This is a genomic window from Spirosoma jeollabukense (assembly GCF_054777855.1).
Window position 1 is genome coordinate 165,611 of sequence record NZ_BAAHAD010000011.1, and the last position, 24,254, is coordinate 189,864.

Genomic DNA, 24,254 nt, shown 5'->3' on the forward strand with positions numbered 1-24,254 from the left:
GCGAGTGTCAATCAAGTGGTTGAGCCCGAAGTACATGCATTGATATAATTTTCACAGTGCAAATCAACACCCTACACACTCAAATCTATATTTACCTGCTTATATTGACCCCTTACTACATATTCACTCATCAACACTATGCCAACTATCCTACTCCTGTTCGTATACCTCCTTTCATTTTCAACACCGCCGAATGTAGAGAAGACCTATCAGATAGGGCAAATTAAGACCAACAAAGGGGAGATCCTTTTCTGGTTATATGACGAAACGCCCAACCACAAAGCCAGCTTCATTAAACTCGCTAACCAAAGCTATTGGGATACGCTCACCTTCAATCGCGTGATCAACAACTTTGTAGCGCAGGGTGGGTGCCCAGATACTCCAGCCGGGTTTTCTGGATCACCTTATTTACTAGACCCGGAGTTCAGGCCAGCCATTCGCCACGTATACGGAGCTGTCGGAGCCGGGCGCGACAATAACCCCAAAATGCTGTCGGCAGGATGCCAGTTTTATATCGTCCAGAACAAGAAAGGCGAGCATCGGCTCGACGACAAATTCACGGTATTTGGGCAGGTTTTCAAGGGAATGGACGTAGTGGATGCCATCGTTGCTGTTAAATCGGACTCGACAAACAAGCCTTTCGACCCAATTAAGCTGGATGTGAACGTACTGAATCTGACGGCCGCCGAATTAAAAAAACAGGGCTACCTGGTTAAGTAGCCCTGAATCCGTAGCAAAACGACAAACCTACTGCTTCAGCAGGAAAGCCGCTAAGTCAGCCAATTGCTGCTGATTTAGCCCCATTTGAGCAGGATCGGGCATGAGGCTGTTTTTGTACTGCCGACGGGACGAAATCTGGTCGGCAGGAATTGTATGCCGGATGCCCTTGATGCCTTTCAGCGTAACAGACTGCTCGTTATCGCTCACTAAAAAACCGTAGTACATCTGCCCTTTTTTAGTGGTAACCATATACGGTTCATAACCAAAGGCGATGCCGGCGTTCGGGTAGACGATTGCCTCCAGAAGGCCATTCTTATCGAATTTCTGGTGAATTTTGGTTAGTTCCGGGCCAATATCCTCCCCCACCTGACCATGACGGTGGCAGGTAGCACAGTTCGTTTTGAAAATTGTGCGGCCATTTTTTTCATCGCCGGTAAGCATGGCAATTTGCGCAATCGGTGAATTGGCATCAACCGGAGCTGACGTACCGGCAGTTTTTATGGAAGGCGCTTCCTCGGGTGTAGCTGGTGCCGAATTACTCTTATTTTCTTTTTGCGGAGCCACAACGTCTCCGTTCGTAGCCTGTACGGGAACGGTAGACACCGGTGCCGTTTTCACGGGTTCTTTCTCAGCAGCAGAGGACTGTACAGGCTCCGTAGCGACTGGGGCAGGTTTGGTTGACGACGTAGTAGCGGCAACTGTTTCCGTTGGGCGCTTCCAGGGGAAATACTCTTTACCCATCGTCCGAATGGTCTGGTCTTTATTGGTACGTATTCCCGGCCCGGCGGCTTTAATCAAGTCTTCCGACAGTTTTTGTTCAGCGGCTAACCCAATCAGAATTTTAGCCCCTTCGGCATCACGCGACATCTCCACCGCCATTTTTCGCTTTTCGGCGTCAGTTTTACTGACGTCCAGCAACATTTCTCGCTTAGTCAGCATTTTCTGTTCATCGGCCGAAACTTTCGTTGGCATAACCTCTTGCCAGTTCATCAGTTTGGCCCAATCATTACCCCGTCGGAAATCAATCCAATAGGTCGCCTGATCGGCGATTTCTTTATCCGGTGATTTCGTCAGATCAAACATGGCCTTAGCCGCTTGCTGGCTGTTAATGAAACCCAGCGTCACAATGGCCTGCCGACGGGCATCAGCCGTGAGCGACGGCGCTTCAGCCCGTTTTTTCAGCATAGACACAGCACCAGAGGGGTGCAATTCCCAAATGAGGTTCGCCGTCTTTTGATCCCATTCTGTCGGACTGGCCGGAAGTGTTGGTGCCAGATCGGCAAATAAGGCGTCTTCCTTCCCATCGGCGGCTTCGCCAAGCGCATTTAAATACCAGCGATCCGTCCCGTCATAGCCTTTTACCAAATTCAGGAGCATAAACCGGCATTCATCGTAAGGAATATCCCGTAGGACAATGGCAACTTCCCGCCGAACAGCCGGACTTTTGTCGGTCGATAGGTTTCCTGCTAAGGGTAGTAATGCCCGTTGCGAGGCCGTTAAGCCCGGATTCGATTTGTAATTTTCGGGGGTAATACTACGCAAAGCACGTAGCGCTATAACCCGAGTATTGGCATCCGGCGCTTTTAATAATCGCTCAACCTCAAACTGCCCTTCGGCATCCAGATTCGCCAGCAGGAAAATAGCCCGCGCCCGATGGTATGGGTTCGGAGATGACGATACGAGTGATAAAACAGGCTCAACCACTTTTTCGCCCTGTTCACTCAAAGCCTCAAAACCGGCCATTCTTACGTTCACGGCAGGGCTTAGCAGCGCGGCAATCTGGCCTTGCGTCGAACTTAAGTCAATTTTAGGGGCTTTGAGCTTCTTGCCTTTAGGTGTGATGCGGTAAATCCGTCCATAGCCTTTACTATCCTTCATCTGGTGACCGCCCACGATGGGATCATACCAGTCGGCAATATAGATAGCGCCATCTGTTCCAACCGCTACATCGCTTGGACGGAACCACTTGCGCGAGTCGTTATCAACATCATTCCACTTGTAGTTTTCGTCGACTTTGGGGAACGTACTGATGAAATCGGTACGGGGCATTTTATAGCCTGCGCCGGACACTTCGGGTTTGTAGCCAAAAATTACGTTCCGGCCCGCATCGGCACTCAGTAACATGCCCCGGTATTGAAGACCCAGTTCATCACCCTCGTAGACAACCATGCCCGTAGGTGAACCAGCGCCGGTAATATCGCCAACGGGTAGTACGTTCGGATCTTCCTGATGCCAGTGAGCTGTTGGGATAGATTGACCGGGTCGCTGGTCGGCTTTCCAGTTCCGGGTACCATCAGCGCTAAAATAGCCCGCGTTCGAGCCCTCCATTACCCAACTCGTTCGGCAGGCCATCACTTCATCGTCGTTATCGTTCTGCCACATGTTGCCATAGGAATCCAGCGCGGTTTCGTAATTGTTACGGAAATTATGCGCCATTACCTTCAGAAACGAACCGTCCGGGCGGATACGTAGCGCCAGACCACCGGTCCAGATACGGCCATCGTCACTAACCTGATTACCATGATTGATTTTGTTGTACGGCGTTCCTCCGACATACAGGCTCCCCGAACGTAGCGTCCAGCCGTCTTTATCGCTTACAATATGCGGCCCGGCATTTCCGGTATTGAAGTAGTAATTTCCATCTGGCCCGGCCACCAGCGCATGCAGGGAATGATCGTGATCCAAACCACCAAATCCCGACAGCATGATTTCCTTTTTATCGGGTTTATCATCGCCGTTTTCGTCGGTATAGACTACCAGATTGGGGGCACACGAAACAATTACCTTGTTGCCAATAACGGCAATACCGAGTGGAGAAACCAGATCCGGGTCTGTAACAAATACCTTGCTGTTGTCTGCTTTGCCGTCACCATCGGTATCCTCGAGAATCATAACCCGTTCGCCTTCCGGATGATCCAGCCGATCTTCGGCTTTGTTGTTGAATTTGCGATAGTTTACAGCCTCTGTAACCCACACCCGCCCTTTGGCGTCGATGTCCATATTGGTTGGGTTAAAGAACATGGGCGACTCGGCCCAGAGCGTTGCTTCTAGGTCGTCGGGCAGGTAAAGTTTACCCGAATCACTGGCTACGATGCTACGTTGCTGGTTGATCCCGGATGGTTGGAGCGATAATGATGAAGCTGTTGACTGAACAGGCTGAACGGGCTGTCCAGCCAGGTATAAAAAGCCAACTGTCGTTAGAACGAAAGGAAGCGGGATAAACGAAAAACTACGGATTCTCATAACAGGTAATTCTTTCACACGAAAAGCGATCGCACGGTCTTGTTGTTTTCAATATAACTGTCGAGCAGGGGTTTGCCTTTGGGCACGGCTCCCTCCATATGCAGCCAACCCGAATAGCCAATATCATCCAGCGCCTGCCGGACTTTCACTAAATCTACTTTTCCATGCCCGAGCAGGAAGTCATTTTCTTTTAGGTGAATTTCGCAAATACGGTCTTTACCAAGCTCACGAATTTCCTTAAAAATATCGTATCCACCCACCGTCGAATTGCAAACGTCATAATAAATCTGCACCGCCGGTGAAGCCACCGCATCCAGGATAGCGAGCTGTTCGGGAGCCGATAGCCACGACTCAATGCCTAATACGACACCCGCCTTCTGAGCATTGGGCGCTACAGCTTTCAACTTATCTATGACCACCTGTGTCCCTTTCGGGTCACCACGCAAATCGTTATTGCTAAAAAAAGCCAGCAGGATATTTTTCACACCCAATGCGCTGGCAACCTCTACACTATCCTGTACCCATTGGTCAGTACGTGGGTCCGATTTGTATGGAATCTCATTCAGCAGACCAATGGCCAAACCGCCAATCGAAACGCCCGCCCGCTGAGCAGCCTCTTTAAAAGCCTGCTGTACGTCTGGCCTACGTAGGTGTTCGTGATCGGCTTTCGTATTCAGGCTCACTTGTACACCGTCGAGACCAATTTTTTTTGCTACGGCAAAGCTGTTTATATCACCCGCCGGGCCAATCGACCAGTCGCAGGCCCCAATCTTGAAACGGCCGCTAGTATTTATGGCACGGCTAAAAGCCGAATACGTTGCGACACCAAGACCAATGCCCAGCGAGTAACGTAGCGCATTACGACGATTCATCAGCAATTAGTAGGTAATGGATTATCAAAGGTAAGGTTATATAAAGAATCCAACATTAATTGCAGCGATTTCTACTCTTTCCCGCCTGTGTTGAACAGATACGTGAAAGGGTAAATACAAATTTACCCCTTTGAGATCAAGGCACTTACTTTGGACCTCTCTTAGTCTTATCGTATAACTAAGATGGGGTTTATGAAGCTGGCAAAGTCTCCTGCTGGCTCTTTGAAGCCGGAAATTTGAAAGGAAACGAGGTTGAAGGAAGTACGTCTACGAAGCACCAAACCCTCGCATTCGAATTTTACAATACCACTGGGACTATGTTAATCGGAGCTTATGTATACCTCGATGCTAGTTGGATAGTCTTAGCTCCAACTACGATAATAGCGCTATAGACTCCGCTTTTTTCCTGAGTGAAATGTCGTAAAAAAGAACCCCGCTGAAAATTACTTCGATTAATCCACCTGTGAGTATAGTGATCAGCGGTTGAGTGCTGGAGGCAAATAAACCATAAGCCGCCAAACCTAATAGGCCGCCCAATAGCCAGAATAGTTTAGTCCCATACAACGTGTGAAACGTCAAGTACCGGCCTCCGATTATCAATAGCATGCCTTGAAAGAACCATTCGGTCCGTAACAGGGCCAGTCCGTAGGCAATAGGGATGGTCATCAGCATAAAAATTGTGCCCTCCAGCGCAAGGTTAACCAACTTATTATCTTTATTGGTGAACGTGTTGAGTCCGGTTATTTTATTGACAAGCAGCGTTACAGGGTGAATAAAGGCACCACCAATTAAAAGTGCCCAGATTGCCTGTTTAGCTGAAAAATTGTAGAAAACAAAGCCTGTAGCCAGCCACACAAGGCCTGAGATAAGTACCCCCGTAGCGCCATTCCTATAAGCAGCTCTCATGTCCGATTGGGCTGCTTTTATTGAATCGATTTGATAATTCTGCTCCATTGGTACAGGTGAGTTTATGTTTAGACGAGCCTAAAGCAATTCACAATCCTGTTACTTTACAAACGAAACAGGCTTAGAGGTACATAGGGGTTATGAAAGGCCAGATGCCTGCTTACGCAGGTGATTAATCTTAGAAAAGTTTTTAACGTAACATATGTGGCTCTTACAAAAGTAGGTTAACGTCCTAACGGTCTTGCTTACTCCCAGCGCTTCTTTGCAAAACATAATGCTGGTACGAATTAGGCTCTGGTTGATATTGCTGAATGAGTTCCCATCCGTTTCTGTATAAGTAGTTTAAGGCCTCAATGACCGACTTAAAATGAACGGGTTCCTCACCATTCACCGGCTTCAGAAACTCGCTCGACTTGCGAAGATCCAATCCCTGACCAAAATCAAGCCAGACCATAGCTTCTGAAGACGTTTTCGAGTGGACACTCCATTTATCATAGCCGATTAATTTAATATACTGGATATCCAGGTTGTTGACATTGGTTCCATTCACAACAACTTGGGCCTTTACATAGCCTGAAGCCAAGAACCAGATCGTGATTAGGGTCAGAATCGCTTTCTTCATGTATTGAATTTTTTTGGCATTCGGAGCTGCATTGAGGGTTTATTGGGTTCACCGGAACGGCACAGTGTAGCAAAACTAGCGCATGACAACCTACCGGTTGCGAAAGCGAAAAAAATTTTAGCCTGCTTCCAACCGTTTGTACTCAAATGAGGTCATTGGATTGTCAGCGTTGATATGCAGGATGAATACGTATTAGTAGAAGGGTGCCGACGGCAAGACCGAATTGTGCAGCGACAGCTTTATGAGCGGTTTGCCGGTAAGCTTTTTGTCCTATGCAAACGGTATATAAAAGATCCCGACGAGGCTGAAGATGTGTTACAAGATGCATTTGTGAAGATTTATCGGCATATCGACTCATTTAGATTTGAATGCCCACTGGAAGCCTGGCTGAAGCGCATCGTGATTAATACAGCCCTTAAACAGCTACGAAAAGAGAAACCCTGGGAACAGACCGTCGATGTGCAGGACATGGCTCCGGTGCTTCCCCAGGCCGACGAAAGTTTGCCAGCCCTAAACTATCAATACCTATTACAACTGATTCAGGAACTGCCGCCCGGTTGCCGGACGGTCTTTAACCTGTATGCCATTGAAGGCTATAGTCACCCGGAGATCAGCGAGTTGCTCGACATCGCCGAGGGAACATCTAAATCACAGTACTCCCGAGCCCGAATGCTATTGCAACAAAAATTACAGTCGGATAAACGATTTGCAGATGGACGCCCAGCAGAAGGGTATCTATGAACACTGGTACGGAAATGAATGAATTAGAGAAAAATACACCTGACGATTTTTGGCGAAAGGCCTTCGACGAAGCCGCTGAAACGCCCCCACCTCGTGTGTGGGACGCGATCGAACGTCGATTAGATGAATCTGAAGGGACTAAAACACTGCCACTATGGGGTTCAGGACTAGTTATGTCCCGTCCACTCGGCTGGGCTATGGGCATAGCAGCTACGGTAGCTTTGTTGCTTGTTGGCTGGTGGTTGGTCAATACAGAGTCTGTTAACCAGCCTACGGCTCAATTGCATCAGCCCGGCCCGGCTGCGAACGTAGCCGTAAGACCGTTAGCTCCCGAAAAATCGGCTACTGCTTCCCGCTCTAAAGGCGCAGGCAATGTACCTACTGATCAGCCGACCGACGCTGTTGCCTCGATCGATAAGCCTGCGCCCCAGCTAACGCCAGCCCAGACCCTCGTTTCATCGACGAAAAAAGGTAGTAATAAGCCATCGAATGGATCAATTGCACGTAGTAAGGCTGCCGTTGACAGGGCAATTCCGTCGACAAATAACGCGGGTGATGATCTACCTACGCAACTGATGGTATCAAGGAACCTACGTCGTTCTCCGTCCTCATCTGTGACAACGCAGCTTCCGCCATCAATTCTATCAGCCACCCACGAACGTGCTGCTTTGGAGAACCGAATGGCGCACATGGCTGTGCAAACCTCAGCAGCTTATCCTAAGCAAAGTGCTACGTCCTCGGCGCCAACAGCGACCGACGCGGCTGTTTTTGAGCAACTTACGGGTCGTCCGCTTCGCTTACGCACTATAGGGCCCATTCAGCGGATCGTCTGGTTCCGTGCGGCAGAACTGCCCATGGAACCAGAGGTTAGTAAATCACAACGTAAATCCCGTGAAATGTGGGCATCGGCGAGTGTAATGCCGGGAGCCTTCAACCCAATGGTCGCGCTGAAGTCGACCCAGGCAGCTTATGCCAATGCGTTAGTGGCAGGCACTACTAATCAATCGTCCGTAACCAGCCGGGCAAATTTTTCGGTAGCTTATCAGGCAGGAGCAGGCGTTCAACTGAATGAACACTGGTCGGTAGAGTCGGGAATTGGGTATCTGGCCGGTCATTCAACCATTGAAACGCCAGCTCAGGTGGCCTCATCAAACTACATAGGTGCTGTTGCTAATCAGAACGTAGTGACCAGCAATCTGTACGTTGATGCCATACAGAATAGCCTGGTGAATAAAGCTACGGCAAGCAGTGCACCACAAACCGCCCTGGATTTAGTGTCCAACAACTCATTTTACTCGCAATACAGGTATAGCAGCCAAACGCAGGAAGTCCTGACGAATAATTATCAATACATGCAGGTCCCTGTTCAGGTCGGCTATCAGCTACGTCCACGTAAACGCCTGAGTATGGCTTTGTTAGGCGGCATTTTAACCAACATTTTCGTTAAAAATACGGTTGGAAATGACGTAGTGGTTACGGCTAAAGATGGTGTCTATCGTCCGGTATCCCTAGCCGCTACCATGGGGGCTCGCTTTCGCTATCGTTCTACAGGCAAGTGGTCGGCGTCGCTGGCGGGACTTTATCAGCCATCGTTAGAATTCGGTACGAAGCCTGACTCGCAGGTGCAGAGCCGCCCGACCTCAACCGGAATGAGTTTTGGGGTCGATTACCATTTTTAACAACAGAAACTCGCAAATACAATGGTTTAAAGTTTTACATGCACATTGGTGCTCTTGATGACTTAACTGTATTGTATTATGAAAACGACCTTTTTTTCAACGGTAACAGCCATGACTATCGGCGTTTTGTTGACGGCCGTTAGCTGCAAAAACTCGACGGTAACACCAACTCCAGACGTACCCGTTGGCGAACTACGCGTATCAACTTCCTTTGCGAATCAAACGACCCAGTTTGCCTTTGATCTGGCCAAACAGGTGAATACCGCCGAAGGGCAGACCAGAAATGTATTCATTTCGCCATTGAGTCTTCACATCGCCTTGGGCATGATTCTGAACGGTGCTAATGGACAAACGGCGCAGGAGATTCAGAAAACGCTTAAACTGGATGCTCAAACGCTTGCCGAAGCCAATACTACGTACCAAAACCTGATGGAAAATCTGCCTACGGTCGATCCAGGTGTAACGGTAACGCTGGCCAATTCGGTGTGGAATCGCAATACATTCCCGGTTGAAACCCCCTTCCAGGATATTTTGAAGACGACTTTCAAAGCTGACGTATCGGCCGAGAATTTTGACGATCCGGCAACTGTTGGGAAAATCAATGCCTGGGCCAGCCAGAAAACCAATGGCAAAATCCCGAAGGTGATCGATCAGATACAGGGAAACGATGTCATGTTTCTACTGAACGCGCTCTATTTCAAAGGCGACTGGAAAACGCAGTTTGATCCTAGCAAAACGATAGATTCGCCTTTTAATCTGGCATCGGGTGGCACAACGAACGTACGTATGATGCGGCTTGAAACTGTATTTCGTCAGGCATTCCGTTCCACCTATACCGCGATAGAACTACCTTATGGCTCTGATAAATATGCTATGACCGTGTTATTACCCAGCCAGAACACAACGGCCGACGCACTGATCAATAGCCTGACGAGCAACGAGTGGGCTCAACTACAGAAAGATATGACTGCTAGTGAGATTGACTTCGGTTTGCCAAAATTCACCCTGAACTACGAAATCAAGCTTAATAATGCACTAAGCGCTCTTGGAATGCCAACGGCTTTTACGGACCGGGCCGATTTTACGAAAATAAACGCAAAAGGCGGCTTAACGCTTAGCTTTGTGAAGCAGAATACGTTTGTGGCGGTTGACGAGAAGGGAACAGAAGCCGCAGCTGTTACAACAGGTGGTGTTTCAACGACGTCGGCGCGTGTACCAACCCTCTGCGATCGGCCTTTTGTTTTCGTCATTCACGAAAAGACTTCGGGAACCGTTTTGTTTATCGGTAAAATCGCGGACCCAACCAAAACAGGCAACTCATGAAAACGGGGCTTCTGGTTGGCATAGTGACTTTGCTCATGTCGTTCTCTGGTTGCGAACGGGAGGAAGTAGTTCAACCGGTTAATATAAATGAGTTAATAGGAGAGTGGAAGCTTGTTGAGCCGGGTTCTTTCAACGTAACATTAGTAATTGATCCAGTGGCTCAAACGTTGCAACTTCCATCTGTGCCAAGGCTCAATTTATCGGGAAAATCATTGGTAAACACTTATAACTCATCACTAAGTTATAAAGACAACAAGCCGTCAGAGATTACCATAAGTGAAATTAGTGCTACCCAAATGGCCGGTTCGTCTGAAGCAATGCAGTTTGAGCAAACGTATTTTGCTAACCTGAAAGCGGTTAACCGTTATGAATTAACCAGTAACAACCGCCTGCGCCTGTATTATGATGGTGCGCAGACAGGTACGCTGGTGTACGAAAAAACAAACTAAATGATAACGTTAACCCGGACAATTGGCTTAATAGTGAGTTCTTTAGCATTCTTGTTGGGAATGGCTCAGTGTGGTCATGAAGAACCTACTCTGGCCCCCAACATACAAAGCCTGATTGGTACGTGGCGACTTGTTGGACCAGACTCGACCTATGGAACAACCCTGAAGTTTGCGCTGGATACAGCCAATCCGCCGTTGGATATTACTCCGTTTAATGCAAGCGGAAAAGCGTCGGTCAACTCCTATACGCTTCGGTTGTATGCTACGTTGGATGGCACCCTGTCGGCCGACCATTTGGGCTACACCGATATGGCGGGGACCCAGGAGGTTATGAAATTTGAGCAGACTTATTTTAAGAACCTGAATGCCGTTGCGCGTTTTGAACTGCCAAAGCCAAACCGGCTTCGAATATATCATGGGGGAGAGCTACCTCATGTAATGGAATATGAAAGACAGAATTAATCATAAATCGCTTACGAACAACAATTTAAGGTCTCTTTTTGTGTAAGATTCGTATTGCCCGGCCGTAATCAGGACAGCCGGGCAATTTTTTTTAATTGGTTACAACGCTTTCGTTCGGGTTGGAGTCATGCATCTATAACTCAACCCTCTACCCTTATGAAAGTGAACCGTTTACTCCTTTTTTTGCTGCCGTTTCTCTACCTGACCGCCTGCACCGACACCTGTAAAGAAACCCGCAAGTATCGGCGCTATTCGCCCGTTACGTTCACCGCCAATCAACTCCGGCAAGGCGTTCAAATCGAACCTGCGCAACCCCTGGTCAACCCTGGAAAAATATACACAAAAGACCAGTATCTGTTCATCAACGAACTGAAACAGGGCATTCACATTATCGACAACCGCAACCCGTCTTCACCGACACCCGTGGCCTTTCTCCGCATTCCGGGCAACGGTGACATTGCCGTTCGAAACAATATCCTGTATGCAGACAGTTACATGGACCTGGTTGCGTTTGACATCAGCAATCCGGCGTCTGTGCAGGCCATCAATCGCGTGCAGGATGTATTCCCCAATGGTTCCTTTGAAGGAGGCTGGTGGAGTTACGACCCAGCGAGTAAGATGGTTTATGATCAGAAAGTTAGCTACGTATCAGAAACGATTGATACAAACTGCGATGAAGGCGTCAATCCAACCGGAGTCTGGCCAACTACTCAATTTTTTAACGCGTCTCTCGCTAGTGACAACAAAGCTGGCAGTTCAACAACCAATGGCGTTGCCGGTTCGATGGCACGATTTGCGCTCTATGACAACTATCTGTACACGGTCAATCAGTCAACAATGCAGCTGTTTGACATTAAGAACCCGTCAGAACCGAAAATAGGTAACAAAATACAAATGGGCTGGGGTATTGAAACCATTTTCCCCTACAAAGACAAGTTGTTTATCGGTTCGACTACGGGAATGTTCATTTACGATAATATCAACCCAGAAAAGCCGGTGCAACTGTCCGTTTTTCAGCACGCCCGCGTGTGCGATCCGGTGGTCGTAAATGATAATATTGCCTACGTGACGCTACGTTCCGGGAATCAATGCGGTGGCTTCACCAATCAACTCGACGTAGTGGATATTACCAATCTGACGAATCCCAAACTACTTAAGAGTTATCCAATGCGCAATCCGCATGGACTAGGGGTTGCTTATCCGAATCTGTTCATCTGCGAAGGTGCATATGGGCTTAAATCGTTCGATATGCGTGACGTAATGAATATCAACCAATTGCAACATATTGAGGGACTGGATTCGTTTGACGTCATTCCACTGGAGAAATCGTTGCTGATGATTGGTAAAGATGGGTTCTATCAGTTTGACACCAGCAACCCGCGTCAACTCCGTCAGTTGAGCCGCATTCCGGTTACGCCACCAACGTATTACTAAACATCGGGTTATGAAACTACTTTTAATAGGTTGTCTGATGGCCTTAGTATGCCAGTATGCTCCCGCTCAATCGTTCTCTCAGCGACCGCGTTACGTCAATTATACAGAGTTAGGCGGACTCTTTGGGCGTGTTGCTTCTGGAACATCAACCGCGCAGTTGGTTGAAAATCGGGTCAGTTTTACGGCGCAAAGCTTCAATGGTGTTCAATTGACCAGTCGATTGGCGGTTGGCGGACTGGTAGGCATTGATTGGTACAAAGCAGCCTTGTTAACACCTCTTGGCGCCGGGCTCCGGTTCGACTTAGCCCGTGATTCGCAACGGAACGTTCGTTTGCTGGCTATCGCCGACGCGGGGTATGGATTTGCGTGGCTACATAAAGCGTCCACAGGCTATGACGTAAAAGGCGGCTGGATGATAAATCCAGGCATTGCGTTGCGGGCCGGTAAACCTTCGGCCTCTGCTTTTGTCTTATCCCTGTCCTATAAACGCCAGTCTGCAGATGTCCAGAAACCGCTTACAGGAAACGATATTCAACGAGATGAGCATCGGATATACAATCGCATTTGTTTTCGAATAGGAGTAGCTTTTTAAAACAATTTACCCATAACTTCTGTTGTCAACAGGGTTATCACACCACCTATGCACTACACTCAATATAGTATGAAAAATTTGGCTCTATCAGTTAGTGGTATTTCGCTCTTTGTGGCGGGTTATTATCATGTACATCGCCACGCTGCATATACCGCCACTCGAGCTGCGGCAGTTCTCGAAACACCCGCAGCGCCAGCTACCCAACCTCCACAGAAAACACTGGCGGTTTTTGCTTCGCTTCCGACAAAAGTTTTCGTGAATGGTAAGTTTTGAAAGCAATAAAAATGCCCCCTGTTAGACAGGGGGCATTTTTATTATAAGCTAATCACTACGTATTAAGCCATAACGAACTTATTCTGATTCCGTTTCCGCTCGTTTTCGTCCAGATAAATCTTACGAATCCGCATCGATTTAGGCGTGACTTCTAGGTATTCGTCTTTCTGGATATATTCCATCGACTCCTCCAATGAGAACGAGATTTTCGGAGCAATCCGAACGTTCGTATCCGAACCCGAAGCCCGCATGTTCGTCAATTGTTTCGCCGTTTGTACGTTTACCACGATATCATTCTGGCGGTTATGTTCGCCGATTACCTGACCTGCGTAAATCTCATCACCCGGTTCAACGAAGAAAGAACCACGATCCTGAAGCTTGTCAATCGAGTAAGCCGTTGCCTGACCACTGGTCATCGAGATCAGCGAACCATTGATCCGCTCTGGGATTGGACCCTTAAATTCCTGGTATTCTTTAAAGCGGTGGCTCATAACAGCCTCACCGAACGTAGCCGTCAGGACATTAGAACGCAGACCGATCAAACCACGCGAGGGAATCTCGAATTCAAGATGTTGCAAGTCGCCTTTAGGTTCCATGATCAGCAATTCGCCCTTACGCTGGGTTGCCAATTCAATCACCTTGCCAGCCGTTTCTTCTGGCACGTCTACAACAAGTGTTTCGATCGGCTCCAGCTTGTGGCCGTTATCATCTTCTTTGTAAAGCACTTGGGGCTGGCCAACCTGTAGCTCGTAACCTTCGCGACGCATGGTTTCGATAAGAACCGACAAGTGAAGAATACCCCGGCCATAGACCAGGAAGCGGTCTTCGCTGTCGGTAGGTTCTACACGCAACGCCAGGTTTTTCTCAATTTCTTTGTATAGTCGTTCCCGTAGGTGACGCGATGTTACAAACTTACCTTCCTTACCGAAGAAAGGCGAGTTGTTGATCGTGAACAGCATGTTCATCGTTGGCTCATCCACCGAAATTCGGGGGAGTGCTTCTGGATTTTCAACATCCGTTAACGTATCACCAATTTCAAATTCTTCGAGACCCGTAACGGCACAAATGTCACCACAGGCAACTTCGCCAACCTTCACTTTACCAAGTCCTTCGAATGATTGAAGTTCTTTGATTTTCACTTTCTTAACCGAACCATCCGACTTAATAAGCGCCATATTGGCCCCTTCTTTCAGCGTACCGCGATGCACACGACCGATAGCAATCCGACCAACGAAGGTTGAATAGTCAAGGGAAGTAATCTGCATTTGTGGCGCACCTTCGTTCATGGGAGCCGGTGGAATGGTCGCTACAATGGTATCGAGCAAATACGTGATGTTGTCGGTTGGCGTCTTCCAATCCGGTCCCATCCAGCCCTGTTTCGAAGAGCCATAAACCGTTGGGAAATCCAACTGATCTTCAGTAGCCCCCAAGTTGAACATAAGGTCGAAAACCTGCTCATGCACCTCGTCGGGACGGCAGTTTTCTTTGTCAACCTTGTTTATAACAACAATTGGTTTCAGACCTAACTGCAGGGCTTTGCCTAACACGAAACGCGTCTGTGGCATTGGTCCTTCAAACGCATCGACCAGCAGACAAACGCCATCGGCCATTTTCAGCACGCGCTCTACTTCTCCACCAAAGTCACTGTGGCCTGGTGTATCGATAATATTGATTTTAACGTCTTTGTAACGTACCGATACGTTTTTAGAAACGATGGTAATACCCCGCTCGCGCTCCAGGTCGTTGCTGTCCAAGATCAGGTCGCCGAATTCCTGATTATCCCGAAAGAGCTTGGATGCATGAATAATTTTGTCAACCAGTGTTGTTTTGCCGTGGTCAACGTGGGCGATGATTGCTATATTGCGAATTGATTGCATACAAATTTGGCATTACGTCTCTGGTTGTTAAGAGTTGGTTTGAGTTGTAACAGCCAGAGTCTGTTACCGCCATATTTTTCAAACCGCAAAGGTACGAAATTTTACGTTAAAACACAGATTTTTACAACTAATAAAACGAAAAAGGCCCTTATAAGGGCCTGACTCTGATATAAATACAATTTCTTAACAATTGCTTAATGATTTGGGCAACCACAGGGATTTTTCTTACGGAAAAGACCCGTATTGAACAGACCACCTCGTTTGGGTTTGTACCCTTTTCGCTTGCGCCCAATGACCGCAATTTCCGTTGGATGCGTATTACTAGCGGCCATTGTTTCCAACGGTACGTCGACCAATACCAGCGATGCAGCAATCAGTAGAAATACTTTCGTCTTTTTCATAATAAAGCCCTGTTTTCTTCTTAACGTATAAATCGCGTTGTTAGTCCCACCGAGTAACAAAAAACTATTTTTGATACGTAATGGCTACGGATTCTGATTTACTCTTTGTTTATGGCACTCTCAGGCCATCCTTTACCAATACACATGCCCAATATCTGCATAAACATAGTCAATACGTTGGTGATGGCAAGTTTTGGGGTCAGCTATTTGATCTGGGAAACTATCCAGGTGCGATTTACCAGCCAGAAACCACAGCCGTTGTGTATGGATCAATCTTTAATATCAGCGCTAACAAGCCACATTTATTAACGTATCTGGACAATTATGAAGGAATCGGTGAAGCGTTTGAGAAGCCTCATGAATACATACGAACGGTCATTGAGGTCTCTTTCGGCGATGGCATTGTTGCCTGCTGGATCTATCTTTATAATTTATCAGTAGGTGGAAATCAGCTTATTACGTCCGGTGACTACGTAGCGTTTTTGGGTATTTAGTACTTTCATTTCCCACTAACCCATTAAATAAAAAGTACCGACTCATTGAGCCGGTACCCGATCGGTTAACTGTATTTAACTGGCTATCTTGGTCCGCGCGAACGACCACCGCCACCGTTATAACCACCACGAGAGCCTCCAAAGCCACCACGAGCATTGGGGCTACCACCATAATATCGTGGTGAATAATACCGTGGACGAACAACAACCGGAGGGCTGACCACCACAGGGGGGCGATAATATCCATAAGGGCGGTAACCATAGCCGTAACCATAATAAGGGCGAGCACTATAGTAACCAGGTCCGTAGCCTACACCTGTATTTACATAGGCGGGACCACAGCTTGCCATCAGAACGACTAGTAAACCAGCCGCGAGAATAGGCATAAGTTTTATCGTTTTCATAGTCTTACTTCAGCATTTATTTGTTGAACTTTTCACCTGAAATTTGGTTCGACGAATCTGATTAATATCCCGTTAAACCAACTATTCGTCTACCAATGGTGGCCACCACGACCACCGTAACCACCACGTCCTCCACCATATCCACCCCGGTAAACGCCCCCATATCCACTGCGACCATAGCCGTAATTTACATAAGGCCGGATAATTACCGGAGGCCCTACAAACACTGGAGGTGGAGCAATTATTACCCTTGGAGGAACAACTACCACTGGTGGTTGAATAGGGTATCCGTATTGATCATACCCGTACGTGTTTGGATAAGCTTGTCCATATCCGTTCGGATAGCTCTGGCCGTAGCCATTATTATATCCATTCGGATAGTTCGGATTTGGATAATTCTGGCTATACCCATTGCCGTTTGGGTATGGCTGGTTGTAGCCATACCCATTTGGATTGGCTTGGCCAGGGCCGTAAACCTGTCCGAAGCTGACTGTAACCACACCCAACAAAAGGCCAGCCAGAACTCCACTCCATTTTATCGTTTTCATTTTCATAGCGGGTTTATTCTCGATTTGTTTGTTAGACTTAATCGAACCCACTTCGTTTAATGAAAACGTGAAGAAAGCGGTTAAAGTTTAATTAAAAGCCTGACCACTAAGTAGTAGTCAGGCTCTCAATCAATTATATACCAATAAAATTTAGGCGCTCAGCTTCTCCTTCAGGTAAGCCAGCGCCAGCTTATAGGCATCAGCAGAAGCTTCTTTGTTGTAAACCGGATTGCTTGGATTAGCAAATCCATGGCCGGCATCGTACATTTTTACAGTTACCTTTTTACCAGCCTTTTGCATGTTTTCCTCGAACGTTTTTACCGTCTCGGGCGTGATGCCTTTGTCCTGGCTACCGAAAATACCTAGTACGTCCGTATTGAGCGTTTTCAGCTTTTCTACGTCCTGTTCCGGACGGCCATAATACATGACGCAGCCTTTTGCCTTCTGGCCTTCCATCAGCGCTGACTGGAGCGAAAGCATGCCGCCAAAACACCAGCCGACGCTGGCAAACTCCGCTTTTGGGCCTGCGAATGCAATAGCTCCCTTCTGAATATTGGCAAGCCGATCTTTGCTGGCCCCCTGCATTAGTTTCCCAGCTTCGGCAGGTTCAGTAGCAACTTTACCATCATACATGTCAACCGCTAGTACGTTCACGTCTTTCAGGTCATTGTAAAACGTTTCGGCTTGTTGTTTGATGTTGTCATTCAGGCCCCACCATTCCTGGTAGACCAACAACCATTTGTTTGACGGTTGCTTTGATTTCAGCAGAAAACCACTGGCTGATTGCCCATCAGACGTTGGAAACTTAACCATCTCGCCTGCACCAACGTACGTGAAGGGGAGGGGAGCCACGTGTAAACGCTGAAAAGCGGGATCGGCCGCCATTGCCGACATATCATTACCAGCTAACAAGTTGGGGGGTACGTGGCAAAGCGGAATAGGGGTCTCAGCAGGTTGTACTGTCGTCGGATTCAGGTAAGACAGCAGTGACATAAAGAAGGAAAGTCCGGTAATAAATATGGTTTTCATAAATACGTGTTTGGTAGTTGATTAAGGTAACTGACTGATGAAGGAATTAGTTAAACAACAATTGGGTAAGCGGATGCGATTGGCTCACAACTTACCCAATTTTGGTTTTATAAACTATTACTGGTTAGGCCTTCACTAACTCAAAAATCGTAATCTCCGGTAAAATCCCGACCCGGCCCGGATATCCAATGTAGCCATAACCCCGGTTAACGTAGAGCCGCTGATCGCCATCCTGATATAAACCAGCCCATTGTTTATAGAAATACTGCGCTGGACTCCATTTTGTGTCGCCAAATTCAACACCAAATTGCGCTCCGTGCGTATGGCCGCTGAAGGTTACGTCGATATCGCTGTATTTGGGGCGAACTTCCGCATCCCAATGTGTGGGATCGTGTGAAAGAAGGAGCTTAACCGGGTACTCTTCAGCGCCTTTGTAGGCTTTTGCCAGATTACCCGCCCGCAGTGCTGCCGGACCAAAACCAAGATTTTGCACACCAATCAGCGCAATTTTATCGCCGTTCTGTTCCAGAATCTTATTTTCATCCAGCATAATGTTCCAGCCCATTTGCTTATGAGCGGCCACTACGTTCAGTACGTTTTGCCGTTCGGCCTGAGCGCTGGGCCACTGGACATATTTGCCGTAATCGTGATTGCCAAGGGTCGAATAAACACCCATTGGCGCCTTTACTTTATTGAAAACGTCGATGTAGCTATTCACCTCTTCGGCATGGCTATTGACCAGATCACCGGTAAAAAAAACCATGTCGGGCTTTTGCTTTAAGAGCAGGTCGACGCCCCCACGCACGGCTGTTTTGTTGAAAAAGCTACCCGAGTGAATGTCGGAAATCTGGGCGATGGTCATACCATTGAAGCCCGACGGCAGGTTTTTTAAGGGAAGTTTGATACGCCTGATCCGGTAATCATGTGCTCCGGACAAAATTCCCCAGGTGAAACCAACCAGTGGCACAGCCCCTACGACCAGCGCCGTTTTCATCAGGAAATCTGAACGGGAGATCGCATCATTTGGGATTGGGCCGACAGACGGAATCGTTTGGCGGGTTGTATCTTCAACGGCTTCACGAACTTCGGGTTTATAGAACAGGGAAACAATCCAGCGAAAAAACCGTCCCAGATCGTCAATGAAAATAATCAGTATCGCAAAAACCTTGGAGAAGTAAGGAATGGCGATGGCCGCCCAGAGGAAAGTTCGTACCTGACGACTAATGGAATCGGGAGGCAGGAACTGCATTATGATGTATAACAGCAAAGACACCGCCGTAAACCCCCAAAAAGTAATAGCAATGATACGTTGCGTGCTTTCGGTAGCGGATCGACTCAGCGTCTTAACGGCCTGAAATACATACCAGTCAATCAGGAGCAGGATAGCGGGAAGTATAATAAATAAGGCGGTACGATTCATCTTCGGTAATTTATCGAGATAGAAAATAAGGAGACTGGATAACAGAGGTATTGCGCAAAAAGTTAGTCAAAGAAAAGGGTAATCAGGTATCTATTAGACCCTTAATTACCCTTTTTTCAATTATAAACTAATTCTTACGCTAACTCCTCTTCCATCTCCTCTTTGGGCTCCAGCGCAGGGTCAACCTTGCCGAACCATTTCATGCGGATGCGCTCGTTGATCCAGTACATACAGGGTACAATTACAAGCGTCAGTACGGTCGAGAATGTCAGACCAAAGATGATCGTCCAGGCCAGGATGTTCCAGAAGACAGAACTATCACCACCCACCACAATATGTGGATCGAAATCTCGGAAAAGGCCCACAAAGTCTACCGTGATACCAAACGCCAGCGGAATAAGACCTAGTACGGCCGCTGAAGCGGTTAGTAATACAGGCGTCAGACGAATGCCGCCCGCTTCAATGATGGCTTCACGTAGGGGAATATTTCGCCCACGTAACTCCTCAATGAATTCAATCAGCAGAATTCCGTTTTTCACCACAATACCAGCTAGGGAGATAATACCAATTCCCGACATGATGACCGAAAATGTTTTGCCAGCAATGACAAACCCAAGCAGCACCCCAATGAGCGAGAACAGAATGGTTACGAAAATAATCAGCGGCTTTACTACTGAATTAAACTGCGTAGCCATAATCAGGTAAATGAGCATCATTGCAATACCAAAAGCCATAACCAGGAAGTTTACTGACTCCTGCTGGTCTTCCTGCTCACCACCCATTTTAACGGTGTACCCGTTTGGTACGTCGATATCTTTAATAGCTTGCTCGATTTGAGCCACAATCTCATTGGCATTATAGCCTGTCACTACGTCGGAGCTAAGTGTGATGAGCCGTTCCTGATTCTTGCGATTGATCTGGCTAAAAGTCGTTGAATAGCTAATGTTGGTGACCGACGTAATAGGGACCTGCCGTAGCTGGCCACCCAATACCATATCGCGGTAAACGACATTCAGACTCAGCAGTTTTTCCATCTGGCTTCGGTCATCGGGTTTCAGGCGAACCATAATCGGGTATTCGTCTTTCGCATCGCGGAATTTCGATACTTCCTGACCAAACAAAGCAGTTCGAATAGCCATGGCAACCTGCCCCGACGAAATACCTTCGCGTTCGGCTTTGTCGCGATCGATAGCGATCACGATTTCGGGCTTGTTCGTAATCAGATCTGACTTTAACTGGTCAATTCCCTGAATACCCGCCTGACTTATTTTTTGCCGAACCTGTGTTTCTAATTTCTTCAGTTCGTCAAATTCTTCACCGCCAATTTCAATGGCAATTGCCTTACCCGTTGGTGGACCATTCGATTCGCGTTCTACCGAAATTTCGCTGCCAGGCAAACCACGTAACGCTACCCGTACCTTGACCAGTAATGAGTCGGTGGAAATACCATGTCGTTCCTGGTTTCCTTTGAAGGCTATGGTTACTTTCGACTTTTGCGGGGTGGCTGACCGGTCGGGGTTTTGCGGATCGCCAGCGTTTTTACCTACGTTCGAGATAACCGAGTTGACAATGTCCGTAGCCTTGTTTTCTTCAAGCACGTTGAACACCCGTTTCTCAATCACCTTCGTCACAGAATCCGTTACACGAGCATCGGTGCCAACCGGCATTACGTTGTATACGTAAATATAATCGGGCTCACCACTGGGAAAGAAGATCACCTTAGGTTTGGCAATACCAACGACGATAAAGGTTACCACTAGTGAAGCGAAAGCAATCACAATGGCAAATACAGGACGCCACCCCGTCAATACCCAGGAAATTAATCGACGATAACCATGTTTAAGCGCTGGCAGTATTCGATGCTGAAATGGTACAATCAACTTTGGCGTTAGTATGTAATGATTGAAGGCGTATAGAATAATGAATAACACAAACAGGTTACCAATACCCCGATCGATCACATAACCAATACCTGCCAGCACGGCCATAATGATCAAAGGCCGTTTAATCTCATTAAAGCTTTGCTTATCTGGATGATTATCGTCTTCATGCCGTTTCATGAACGTAACGGCAAAGACAGGATTAATCACGTAAGCAACAAACAACGACGAAAACAAGGTCAGAATCAGTGTTATCGGCAGAAATTTCATAAACTCCCCGACAATACCCGGCCAGAACAGGAGCGGGAAGAAGGGCGCAATCGTCGTCAGCGTACCTGACACTACGGGCGCAAATACTTCACCTGCAGCTGCTTTAACCGCCTGCTTGATATCCCAGTCTTTATTATCGTTGAACAGCCGGTGAGAGTTTTCGATAACCACGATGGCATCATCGACCACCAGGCCTAAACCCAACAGGAATGCAAACAACACCATGATATTCAGCGTGAATGGCGTCCCGATGGCTGGTCCCAGAACTGGCATCAAAATAAATGCCACCAGAGCCGATAAGGGTACGGATAAGCCAACGAAAATGGCATCCCGAACGCCCATGAAGAACATCAGAATCAATACCACGAAGATGAAGCCCAGCACAACCGTGTTGATCAGGTCATTGACGTTATCGCGGGTACGTTCCGACTGGTCGGCTGTAACTTTGACCTCCAGGCCCTGCGGAAAGCGGGTTTCTTTATATTCTTCGATGGTTTGTTCGATGCGATCGGCAGCCGAAATCAGGTTGGCTCCCGCCCGTTTGATGACGTTCAGGGTTACAACCGATTTGTTATTTAAGCGGGCAAAATCCTGTTGCTCTTCGAAGTTATCCCGTACCTGCGCGATCTCGTCGAGCCGCACCGTTGCGCCCGTTGCGGTACGTATCTGAAGGTTCTGAAGCTGCGAAACGTCCGTAAACTCGCCTTTTACCCGTACCGTTCGACGAACACCATCGACGTTCAGATCACCACCTGATACGTTGATATTTTCGCTTTGGATGGCTTGTTGAATATCGCTAAACGCCAGACCTGCCGACTGCATTCGTGGTAAATCGACATTGATCTGGATTTCGCGTTCCAGGGCTCCAATAATGTCAACACGCCGGATTTCAGGCATCCCTTCAATGACGTCCTGTAAATCCTCGGCATACTCCTTCAGTTGTTTTAGCGAGAAATTACCGGCCATATTGATGTTCATAATCGGTAGCTCCGAAATGTCAACATCCTGCGCCGTTGGTCCTGAATCCAGCTCATCAGGTAAATCAGGTCTCGCTTTGTCGATAGCATCCCGAACGCGCTGCAAAGCTTCAGCCGATTGCACGTCAGGATTAAATTCGACCAGAATAACCGATACGTCCTGCAAAGCATTCGATTTAATGCGTTTGACGCCCGAAATGGACTTCAATTGCTTCTCAATCTGCTTGTTGATCGTATTTTCAATGTCGGCGGGTGCCGTCCCTACATACACCGTATTGATGTATACCTGAGGGATCTTAACGTCAGGAAATTGCTCCCTCGGCAGGTTATTATATACGAACAACCCACCAATCGAGATCAGGAACGTGAAGATGTAAATCGCCGTACGGTTCTCAACGCACCAGTTGGTGAACCCTAACGTTTTGTAATGTTCAATTTTCATGGTGAAGAAGGTTAGAGTTCAACTAAAAACTAATGGGTTGGCCATCCACCAAATCCTGATAGCCGGCCGTAACTATCTGATCACCTGCTTTCAAACCCTCTGTGATAGCGACCTTTCCACCATAGGACTGACCCGTTTTCACAGTCTTCGCTTTGGCTATTTTTTTGCCACCCTCATTGACCGCTACGTATACTAATTGGCCATTCTCCGTACTCTGAATCAGATTCTGATTGATAACAATGGCTTTTGCCAGTGTGTGATCGTTAATTTTAATTCTGGCCAGCATATTGGGTTTCAGTGCGTTGTCCGATGGTAGCGGAGCTTCGATCGTAAATGTCCGGCTGAGCGGATCGACCGTTGTGGCCACAAACGATATACGTGAGTTTAGCGTCCTTTGCAGATCCGGAAACTCAACTGTTATCGCATCACCCTTCCGAACACTGCCCGCATACGAATCGGCTACCTTGGCAACCACTTTCAGTTGCGACAGATTAACAACCCGAACCAGGCCCATACCAGGGGCCGCCGACTGGCCAACTTTCACGTTAACCTGATCCACCACGCCCGCAATGGGAGCCGTTACAGTCGATTGACCTATTTGAGCATTAAGCGTCGACATCCGGCGCTCCAAAGATTCTTTGTTATTCTTGGCCTGCAAATATTGAATCTCTGTCCCTATTTGCTGTTTCCATAAAGCTTCCTGCTTTTCGAATACGGTATTCGCCAGGGAAAGCTGCGTCTTTACTTCAGATACCGACTCGCGCAAAAGTTGATCGTCGACCTGAGCAATACGTTGCCCAGCTTTCACATAATCGCCCTCTTTCACGTAAACCGCCGTAACAACCCCACCCGACTTTGGCGATACCTGTACATTGTTTTTAGCGTCGATGGTGCCCTGCAACTCCACAAAGTGCCGGAACGTACTGGCCGCTAGGGGAGCTACCTGTACGTCTTTTGTACGAGCTTCTTCTTTCTTGGTCGGATCAAGTTTTTTCAAGTCCGTTTCCAGCGCTTTAATCTTTGCGGTTAGTTCGGCTTCCTGCGTCTTCAACTCAGCAAGCTCATTACGTTTACCCTCAACACCAGTTTTTTTCTCCCCGGAACAGGCAGCCAGCAGGCTAACCAGGGCAATTGCGTAGTATGGTTTCATTGTATATGTTTTGAATGTTTTAATCTCTGCTTTTGCCAGAGGAATT

General features: G+C 47.7%; 22 protein-coding genes. 10 read left to right on the plus strand and 12 right to left on the minus strand.

Features of this window, described 5'->3' with window-relative positions:
• Nucleotides 1-138: 138 nt before the first annotated feature.
• Nucleotides 139-720 carry a peptidylprolyl isomerase gene (locus ACYVEA_RS28245; protein WP_461116769.1) on the plus strand — a complete coding sequence of 194 codons (582 nt, stop codon included), beginning with the start codon at nucleotides 139-141 and terminating at the stop codon, nucleotides 718-720.
• Nucleotides 721-747: 27 nt separating this feature from the next.
• Here the strand turns inward: ACYVEA_RS28245 and ACYVEA_RS28250 are convergent, their stop codons facing one another.
• The 4 genes from ACYVEA_RS28250 to ACYVEA_RS28265 form a co-directional block, all read right to left on the minus strand.
• On the minus strand, nucleotides 748-3,963 hold the full coding sequence (locus tag ACYVEA_RS28250; protein ID WP_461116770.1) for a PVC-type heme-binding CxxCH protein: 3,216 nt from the start codon (nucleotides 3,961-3,963) through the stop codon (nucleotides 748-750).
• A 14-nt stretch (nucleotides 3,964-3,977) separates the two neighbouring features.
• Complete coding sequence (locus tag ACYVEA_RS28255; RefSeq protein ID WP_461116771.1) at nucleotides 3,978-4,835, minus strand: sugar phosphate isomerase/epimerase family protein; 858 nt, start codon at nucleotides 4,833-4,835, stop codon at nucleotides 3,978-3,980.
• Between the two features lie 372 nt (nucleotides 4,836-5,207).
• The gene (locus ACYVEA_RS28260; RefSeq protein WP_461116772.1) at nucleotides 5,208-5,789 is read right to left on the minus strand and encodes a DUF7010 family protein; all 582 of its coding nucleotides are present in this window, start codon (nucleotides 5,787-5,789) and stop codon (nucleotides 5,208-5,210) included.
• Between the two features lie 184 nt (nucleotides 5,790-5,973).
• Complete coding sequence (locus tag ACYVEA_RS28265; RefSeq protein ID WP_461116773.1) at nucleotides 5,974-6,363, minus strand: hypothetical protein; 390 nt, start codon at nucleotides 6,361-6,363, stop codon at nucleotides 5,974-5,976.
• Between the two features lie 174 nt (nucleotides 6,364-6,537).
• Between ACYVEA_RS28265 and ACYVEA_RS28270 the strand changes: the two genes are divergently transcribed.
• The 8 genes from ACYVEA_RS28270 to ACYVEA_RS28305 all read left to right on the plus strand — a co-directional run bounded on the left by ACYVEA_RS28270 (nucleotide 6,538) and on the right by ACYVEA_RS28305 (nucleotide 13,316).
• Entirely contained in the window at nucleotides 6,538-7,104 is a 567-nt protein-coding gene (locus tag ACYVEA_RS28270) for an RNA polymerase sigma factor (protein ID WP_093825299.1), read from the plus strand.
• Nucleotides 7,101-8,783 (plus strand): hypothetical protein, encoded by a 1,683-nt coding sequence (locus ACYVEA_RS28275; RefSeq protein ID WP_461116774.1) that lies wholly within the window; start codon nucleotides 7,101-7,103, stop codon nucleotides 8,781-8,783. Before ACYVEA_RS28270 ends, ACYVEA_RS28275 begins: the two co-directional genes overlap by 4 nt.
• A 78-nt stretch (nucleotides 8,784-8,861) precedes the next feature.
• Nucleotides 8,862-10,106, plus strand: coding sequence for a serpin family protein (locus ACYVEA_RS28280; protein ID WP_461116775.1), 1,245 nt, complete (start codon nucleotides 8,862-8,864; stop codon nucleotides 10,104-10,106).
• Nucleotides 10,103-10,555 carry an META domain-containing protein gene (locus ACYVEA_RS28285; protein ID WP_461116776.1) on the plus strand — a complete coding sequence of 151 codons (453 nt, stop codon included), beginning with the start codon at nucleotides 10,103-10,105 and terminating at the stop codon, nucleotides 10,553-10,555. The genes ACYVEA_RS28280 and ACYVEA_RS28285 overlap by 4 nt, the downstream gene beginning before the upstream one ends.
• Complete coding sequence (locus ACYVEA_RS28290) at nucleotides 10,556-11,017, plus strand: META domain-containing protein (RefSeq protein WP_461116777.1); 462 nt, start codon at nucleotides 10,556-10,558, stop codon at nucleotides 11,015-11,017. It abuts the gene before it with no gap.
• A gap of 156 nt (nucleotides 11,018-11,173) precedes the next feature.
• The gene (locus ACYVEA_RS28295; protein ID WP_461116778.1) at nucleotides 11,174-12,451 is read left to right on the plus strand and encodes an LVIVD repeat-containing protein; all 1,278 of its coding nucleotides are present in this window, start codon (nucleotides 11,174-11,176) and stop codon (nucleotides 12,449-12,451) included.
• Nucleotides 12,452-12,461: 10 nt separating this feature from the next.
• Complete coding sequence (locus ACYVEA_RS28300) at nucleotides 12,462-13,043, plus strand: hypothetical protein (RefSeq protein WP_461116779.1); 582 nt, start codon at nucleotides 12,462-12,464, stop codon at nucleotides 13,041-13,043.
• 69 nt (nucleotides 13,044-13,112) lie between these two features.
• Nucleotides 13,113-13,316, plus strand: coding sequence for a hypothetical protein (locus ACYVEA_RS28305; protein ID WP_461116780.1), 204 nt, complete (start codon nucleotides 13,113-13,115; stop codon nucleotides 13,314-13,316).
• Between the two features lie 62 nt (nucleotides 13,317-13,378).
• On the opposite strand, the gene typA is transcribed toward ACYVEA_RS28305, so the two are convergent.
• Both typA and ACYVEA_RS28315 read right to left on the minus strand, forming a co-directional pair.
• The gene (typA, locus tag ACYVEA_RS28310) at nucleotides 13,379-15,193 is read right to left on the minus strand and encodes a translational GTPase TypA (RefSeq protein WP_461116781.1); all 1,815 of its coding nucleotides are present in this window, start codon (nucleotides 15,191-15,193) and stop codon (nucleotides 13,379-13,381) included.
• A gap of 194 nt (nucleotides 15,194-15,387) precedes the next feature.
• Nucleotides 15,388-15,594 carry a hypothetical protein gene (locus tag ACYVEA_RS28315; protein WP_461116782.1) on the minus strand — a complete coding sequence of 69 codons (207 nt, stop codon included), beginning with the start codon at nucleotides 15,592-15,594 and terminating at the stop codon, nucleotides 15,388-15,390.
• Nucleotides 15,595-15,674: 80 nt separating this feature from the next.
• Between ACYVEA_RS28315 and ACYVEA_RS28320 the strand changes: the two genes are divergently transcribed.
• The gene (locus tag ACYVEA_RS28320; protein WP_461116783.1) at nucleotides 15,675-16,088 is read left to right on the plus strand and encodes a gamma-glutamylcyclotransferase family protein; all 414 of its coding nucleotides are present in this window, start codon (nucleotides 15,675-15,677) and stop codon (nucleotides 16,086-16,088) included.
• Here ACYVEA_RS28320 and ACYVEA_RS28325 read toward each other — a convergent pair.
• From ACYVEA_RS28325 to ACYVEA_RS28350, 6 genes are all read right to left on the minus strand, one after another.
• Entirely contained in the window at nucleotides 16,051-16,350 is a 300-nt protein-coding gene (locus ACYVEA_RS28325; RefSeq protein WP_461116784.1) for a hypothetical protein, read from the minus strand. The two genes, ACYVEA_RS28320 and ACYVEA_RS28325, sit on opposite strands and share 38 nt — an antisense overlap.
• 231 nt (nucleotides 16,351-16,581) lie before the next feature.
• The gene (locus ACYVEA_RS28330; RefSeq protein WP_461116785.1) at nucleotides 16,582-17,040 is read right to left on the minus strand and encodes a hypothetical protein; all 459 of its coding nucleotides are present in this window, start codon (nucleotides 17,038-17,040) and stop codon (nucleotides 16,582-16,584) included.
• A gap of 150 nt (nucleotides 17,041-17,190) precedes the next feature.
• Nucleotides 17,191-18,069 carry a dienelactone hydrolase family protein gene (locus ACYVEA_RS28335; protein ID WP_461116786.1) on the minus strand — a complete coding sequence of 293 codons (879 nt, stop codon included), beginning with the start codon at nucleotides 18,067-18,069 and terminating at the stop codon, nucleotides 17,191-17,193.
• Between the two features lie 124 nt (nucleotides 18,070-18,193).
• Nucleotides 18,194-19,489, minus strand: a complete 1,296-nt coding sequence (locus tag ACYVEA_RS28340) for a metallophosphoesterase (protein WP_461116787.1) — start codon at nucleotides 19,487-19,489, stop codon at nucleotides 18,194-18,196.
• Between the two features lie 134 nt (nucleotides 19,490-19,623).
• A complete protein-coding gene (locus ACYVEA_RS28345) occupies nucleotides 19,624-23,058 on the minus strand; it encodes an efflux RND transporter permease subunit (protein ID WP_461116788.1) in 3,435 nt (1,144 codons plus the stop codon).
• Between the two features lie 22 nt (nucleotides 23,059-23,080).
• Nucleotides 23,081-24,208 carry an efflux RND transporter periplasmic adaptor subunit gene (locus tag ACYVEA_RS28350; RefSeq protein WP_461116789.1) on the minus strand — a complete coding sequence of 376 codons (1,128 nt, stop codon included), beginning with the start codon at nucleotides 24,206-24,208 and terminating at the stop codon, nucleotides 23,081-23,083.
• Between the last annotated feature and the right edge of the window lie 46 nt (nucleotides 24,209-24,254).

Coding starts and splice junctions, on each gene's coding strand:
- ACYVEA_RS28245 (WP_461116769.1), top strand. CDS start 139: ATGCCAACTATCCTACTCCTGTTCGTATACCTCCTTTCATTTTCAACA.
- ACYVEA_RS28250 (WP_461116770.1), bottom strand. CDS start 3,963: ATGAGAATCCGTAGTTTTTCGTTTATCCCGCTTCCTTTCGTTCTAACG.
- ACYVEA_RS28255 (WP_461116771.1), bottom strand. CDS start 4,835: ATGAATCGTCGTAATGCGCTACGTTACTCGCTGGGCATTGGTCTTGGT.
- ACYVEA_RS28260 (WP_461116772.1), bottom strand. CDS start 5,789: ATGGAGCAGAATTATCAAATCGATTCAATAAAAGCAGCCCAATCGGAC.
- ACYVEA_RS28265 (WP_461116773.1), bottom strand. CDS start 6,363: ATGAAGAAAGCGATTCTGACCCTAATCACGATCTGGTTCTTGGCTTCA.
- ACYVEA_RS28270 (WP_093825299.1), top strand. CDS start 6,538: ATGCAGGATGAATACGTATTAGTAGAAGGGTGCCGACGGCAAGACCGA.
- ACYVEA_RS28275 (WP_461116774.1), top strand. CDS start 7,101: ATGAACACTGGTACGGAAATGAATGAATTAGAGAAAAATACACCTGAC.
- ACYVEA_RS28280 (WP_461116775.1), top strand. CDS start 8,862: ATGAAAACGACCTTTTTTTCAACGGTAACAGCCATGACTATCGGCGTT.
- ACYVEA_RS28285 (WP_461116776.1), top strand. CDS start 10,103: ATGAAAACGGGGCTTCTGGTTGGCATAGTGACTTTGCTCATGTCGTTC.
- ACYVEA_RS28290 (WP_461116777.1), top strand. CDS start 10,556: ATGATAACGTTAACCCGGACAATTGGCTTAATAGTGAGTTCTTTAGCA.
- ACYVEA_RS28295 (WP_461116778.1), top strand. CDS start 11,174: ATGAAAGTGAACCGTTTACTCCTTTTTTTGCTGCCGTTTCTCTACCTG.
- ACYVEA_RS28300 (WP_461116779.1), top strand. CDS start 12,462: ATGAAACTACTTTTAATAGGTTGTCTGATGGCCTTAGTATGCCAGTAT.
- ACYVEA_RS28305 (WP_461116780.1), top strand. CDS start 13,113: ATGAAAAATTTGGCTCTATCAGTTAGTGGTATTTCGCTCTTTGTGGCG.
- typA (WP_461116781.1), bottom strand. CDS start 15,193: ATGCAATCAATTCGCAATATAGCAATCATCGCCCACGTTGACCACGGC.
- ACYVEA_RS28315 (WP_461116782.1), bottom strand. CDS start 15,594: ATGAAAAAGACGAAAGTATTTCTACTGATTGCTGCATCGCTGGTATTG.
- ACYVEA_RS28320 (WP_461116783.1), top strand. CDS start 15,675: ATGGCTACGGATTCTGATTTACTCTTTGTTTATGGCACTCTCAGGCCA.
- ACYVEA_RS28325 (WP_461116784.1), bottom strand. CDS start 16,350: ATGGTTACCGCCCTTATGGATATTATCGCCCCCCTGTGGTGGTCAGCC.
- ACYVEA_RS28330 (WP_461116785.1), bottom strand. CDS start 17,040: ATGAAAACGATAAAATGGAGTGGAGTTCTGGCTGGCCTTTTGTTGGGT.
- ACYVEA_RS28335 (WP_461116786.1), bottom strand. CDS start 18,069: ATGAAAACCATATTTATTACCGGACTTTCCTTCTTTATGTCACTGCTG.
- ACYVEA_RS28340 (WP_461116787.1), bottom strand. CDS start 19,489: ATGAATCGTACCGCCTTATTTATTATACTTCCCGCTATCCTGCTCCTG.
- ACYVEA_RS28345 (WP_461116788.1), bottom strand. CDS start 23,058: ATGAAAATTGAACATTACAAAACGTTAGGGTTCACCAACTGGTGCGTT.
- ACYVEA_RS28350 (WP_461116789.1), bottom strand. CDS start 24,208: ATGAAACCATACTACGCAATTGCCCTGGTTAGCCTGCTGGCTGCCTGT.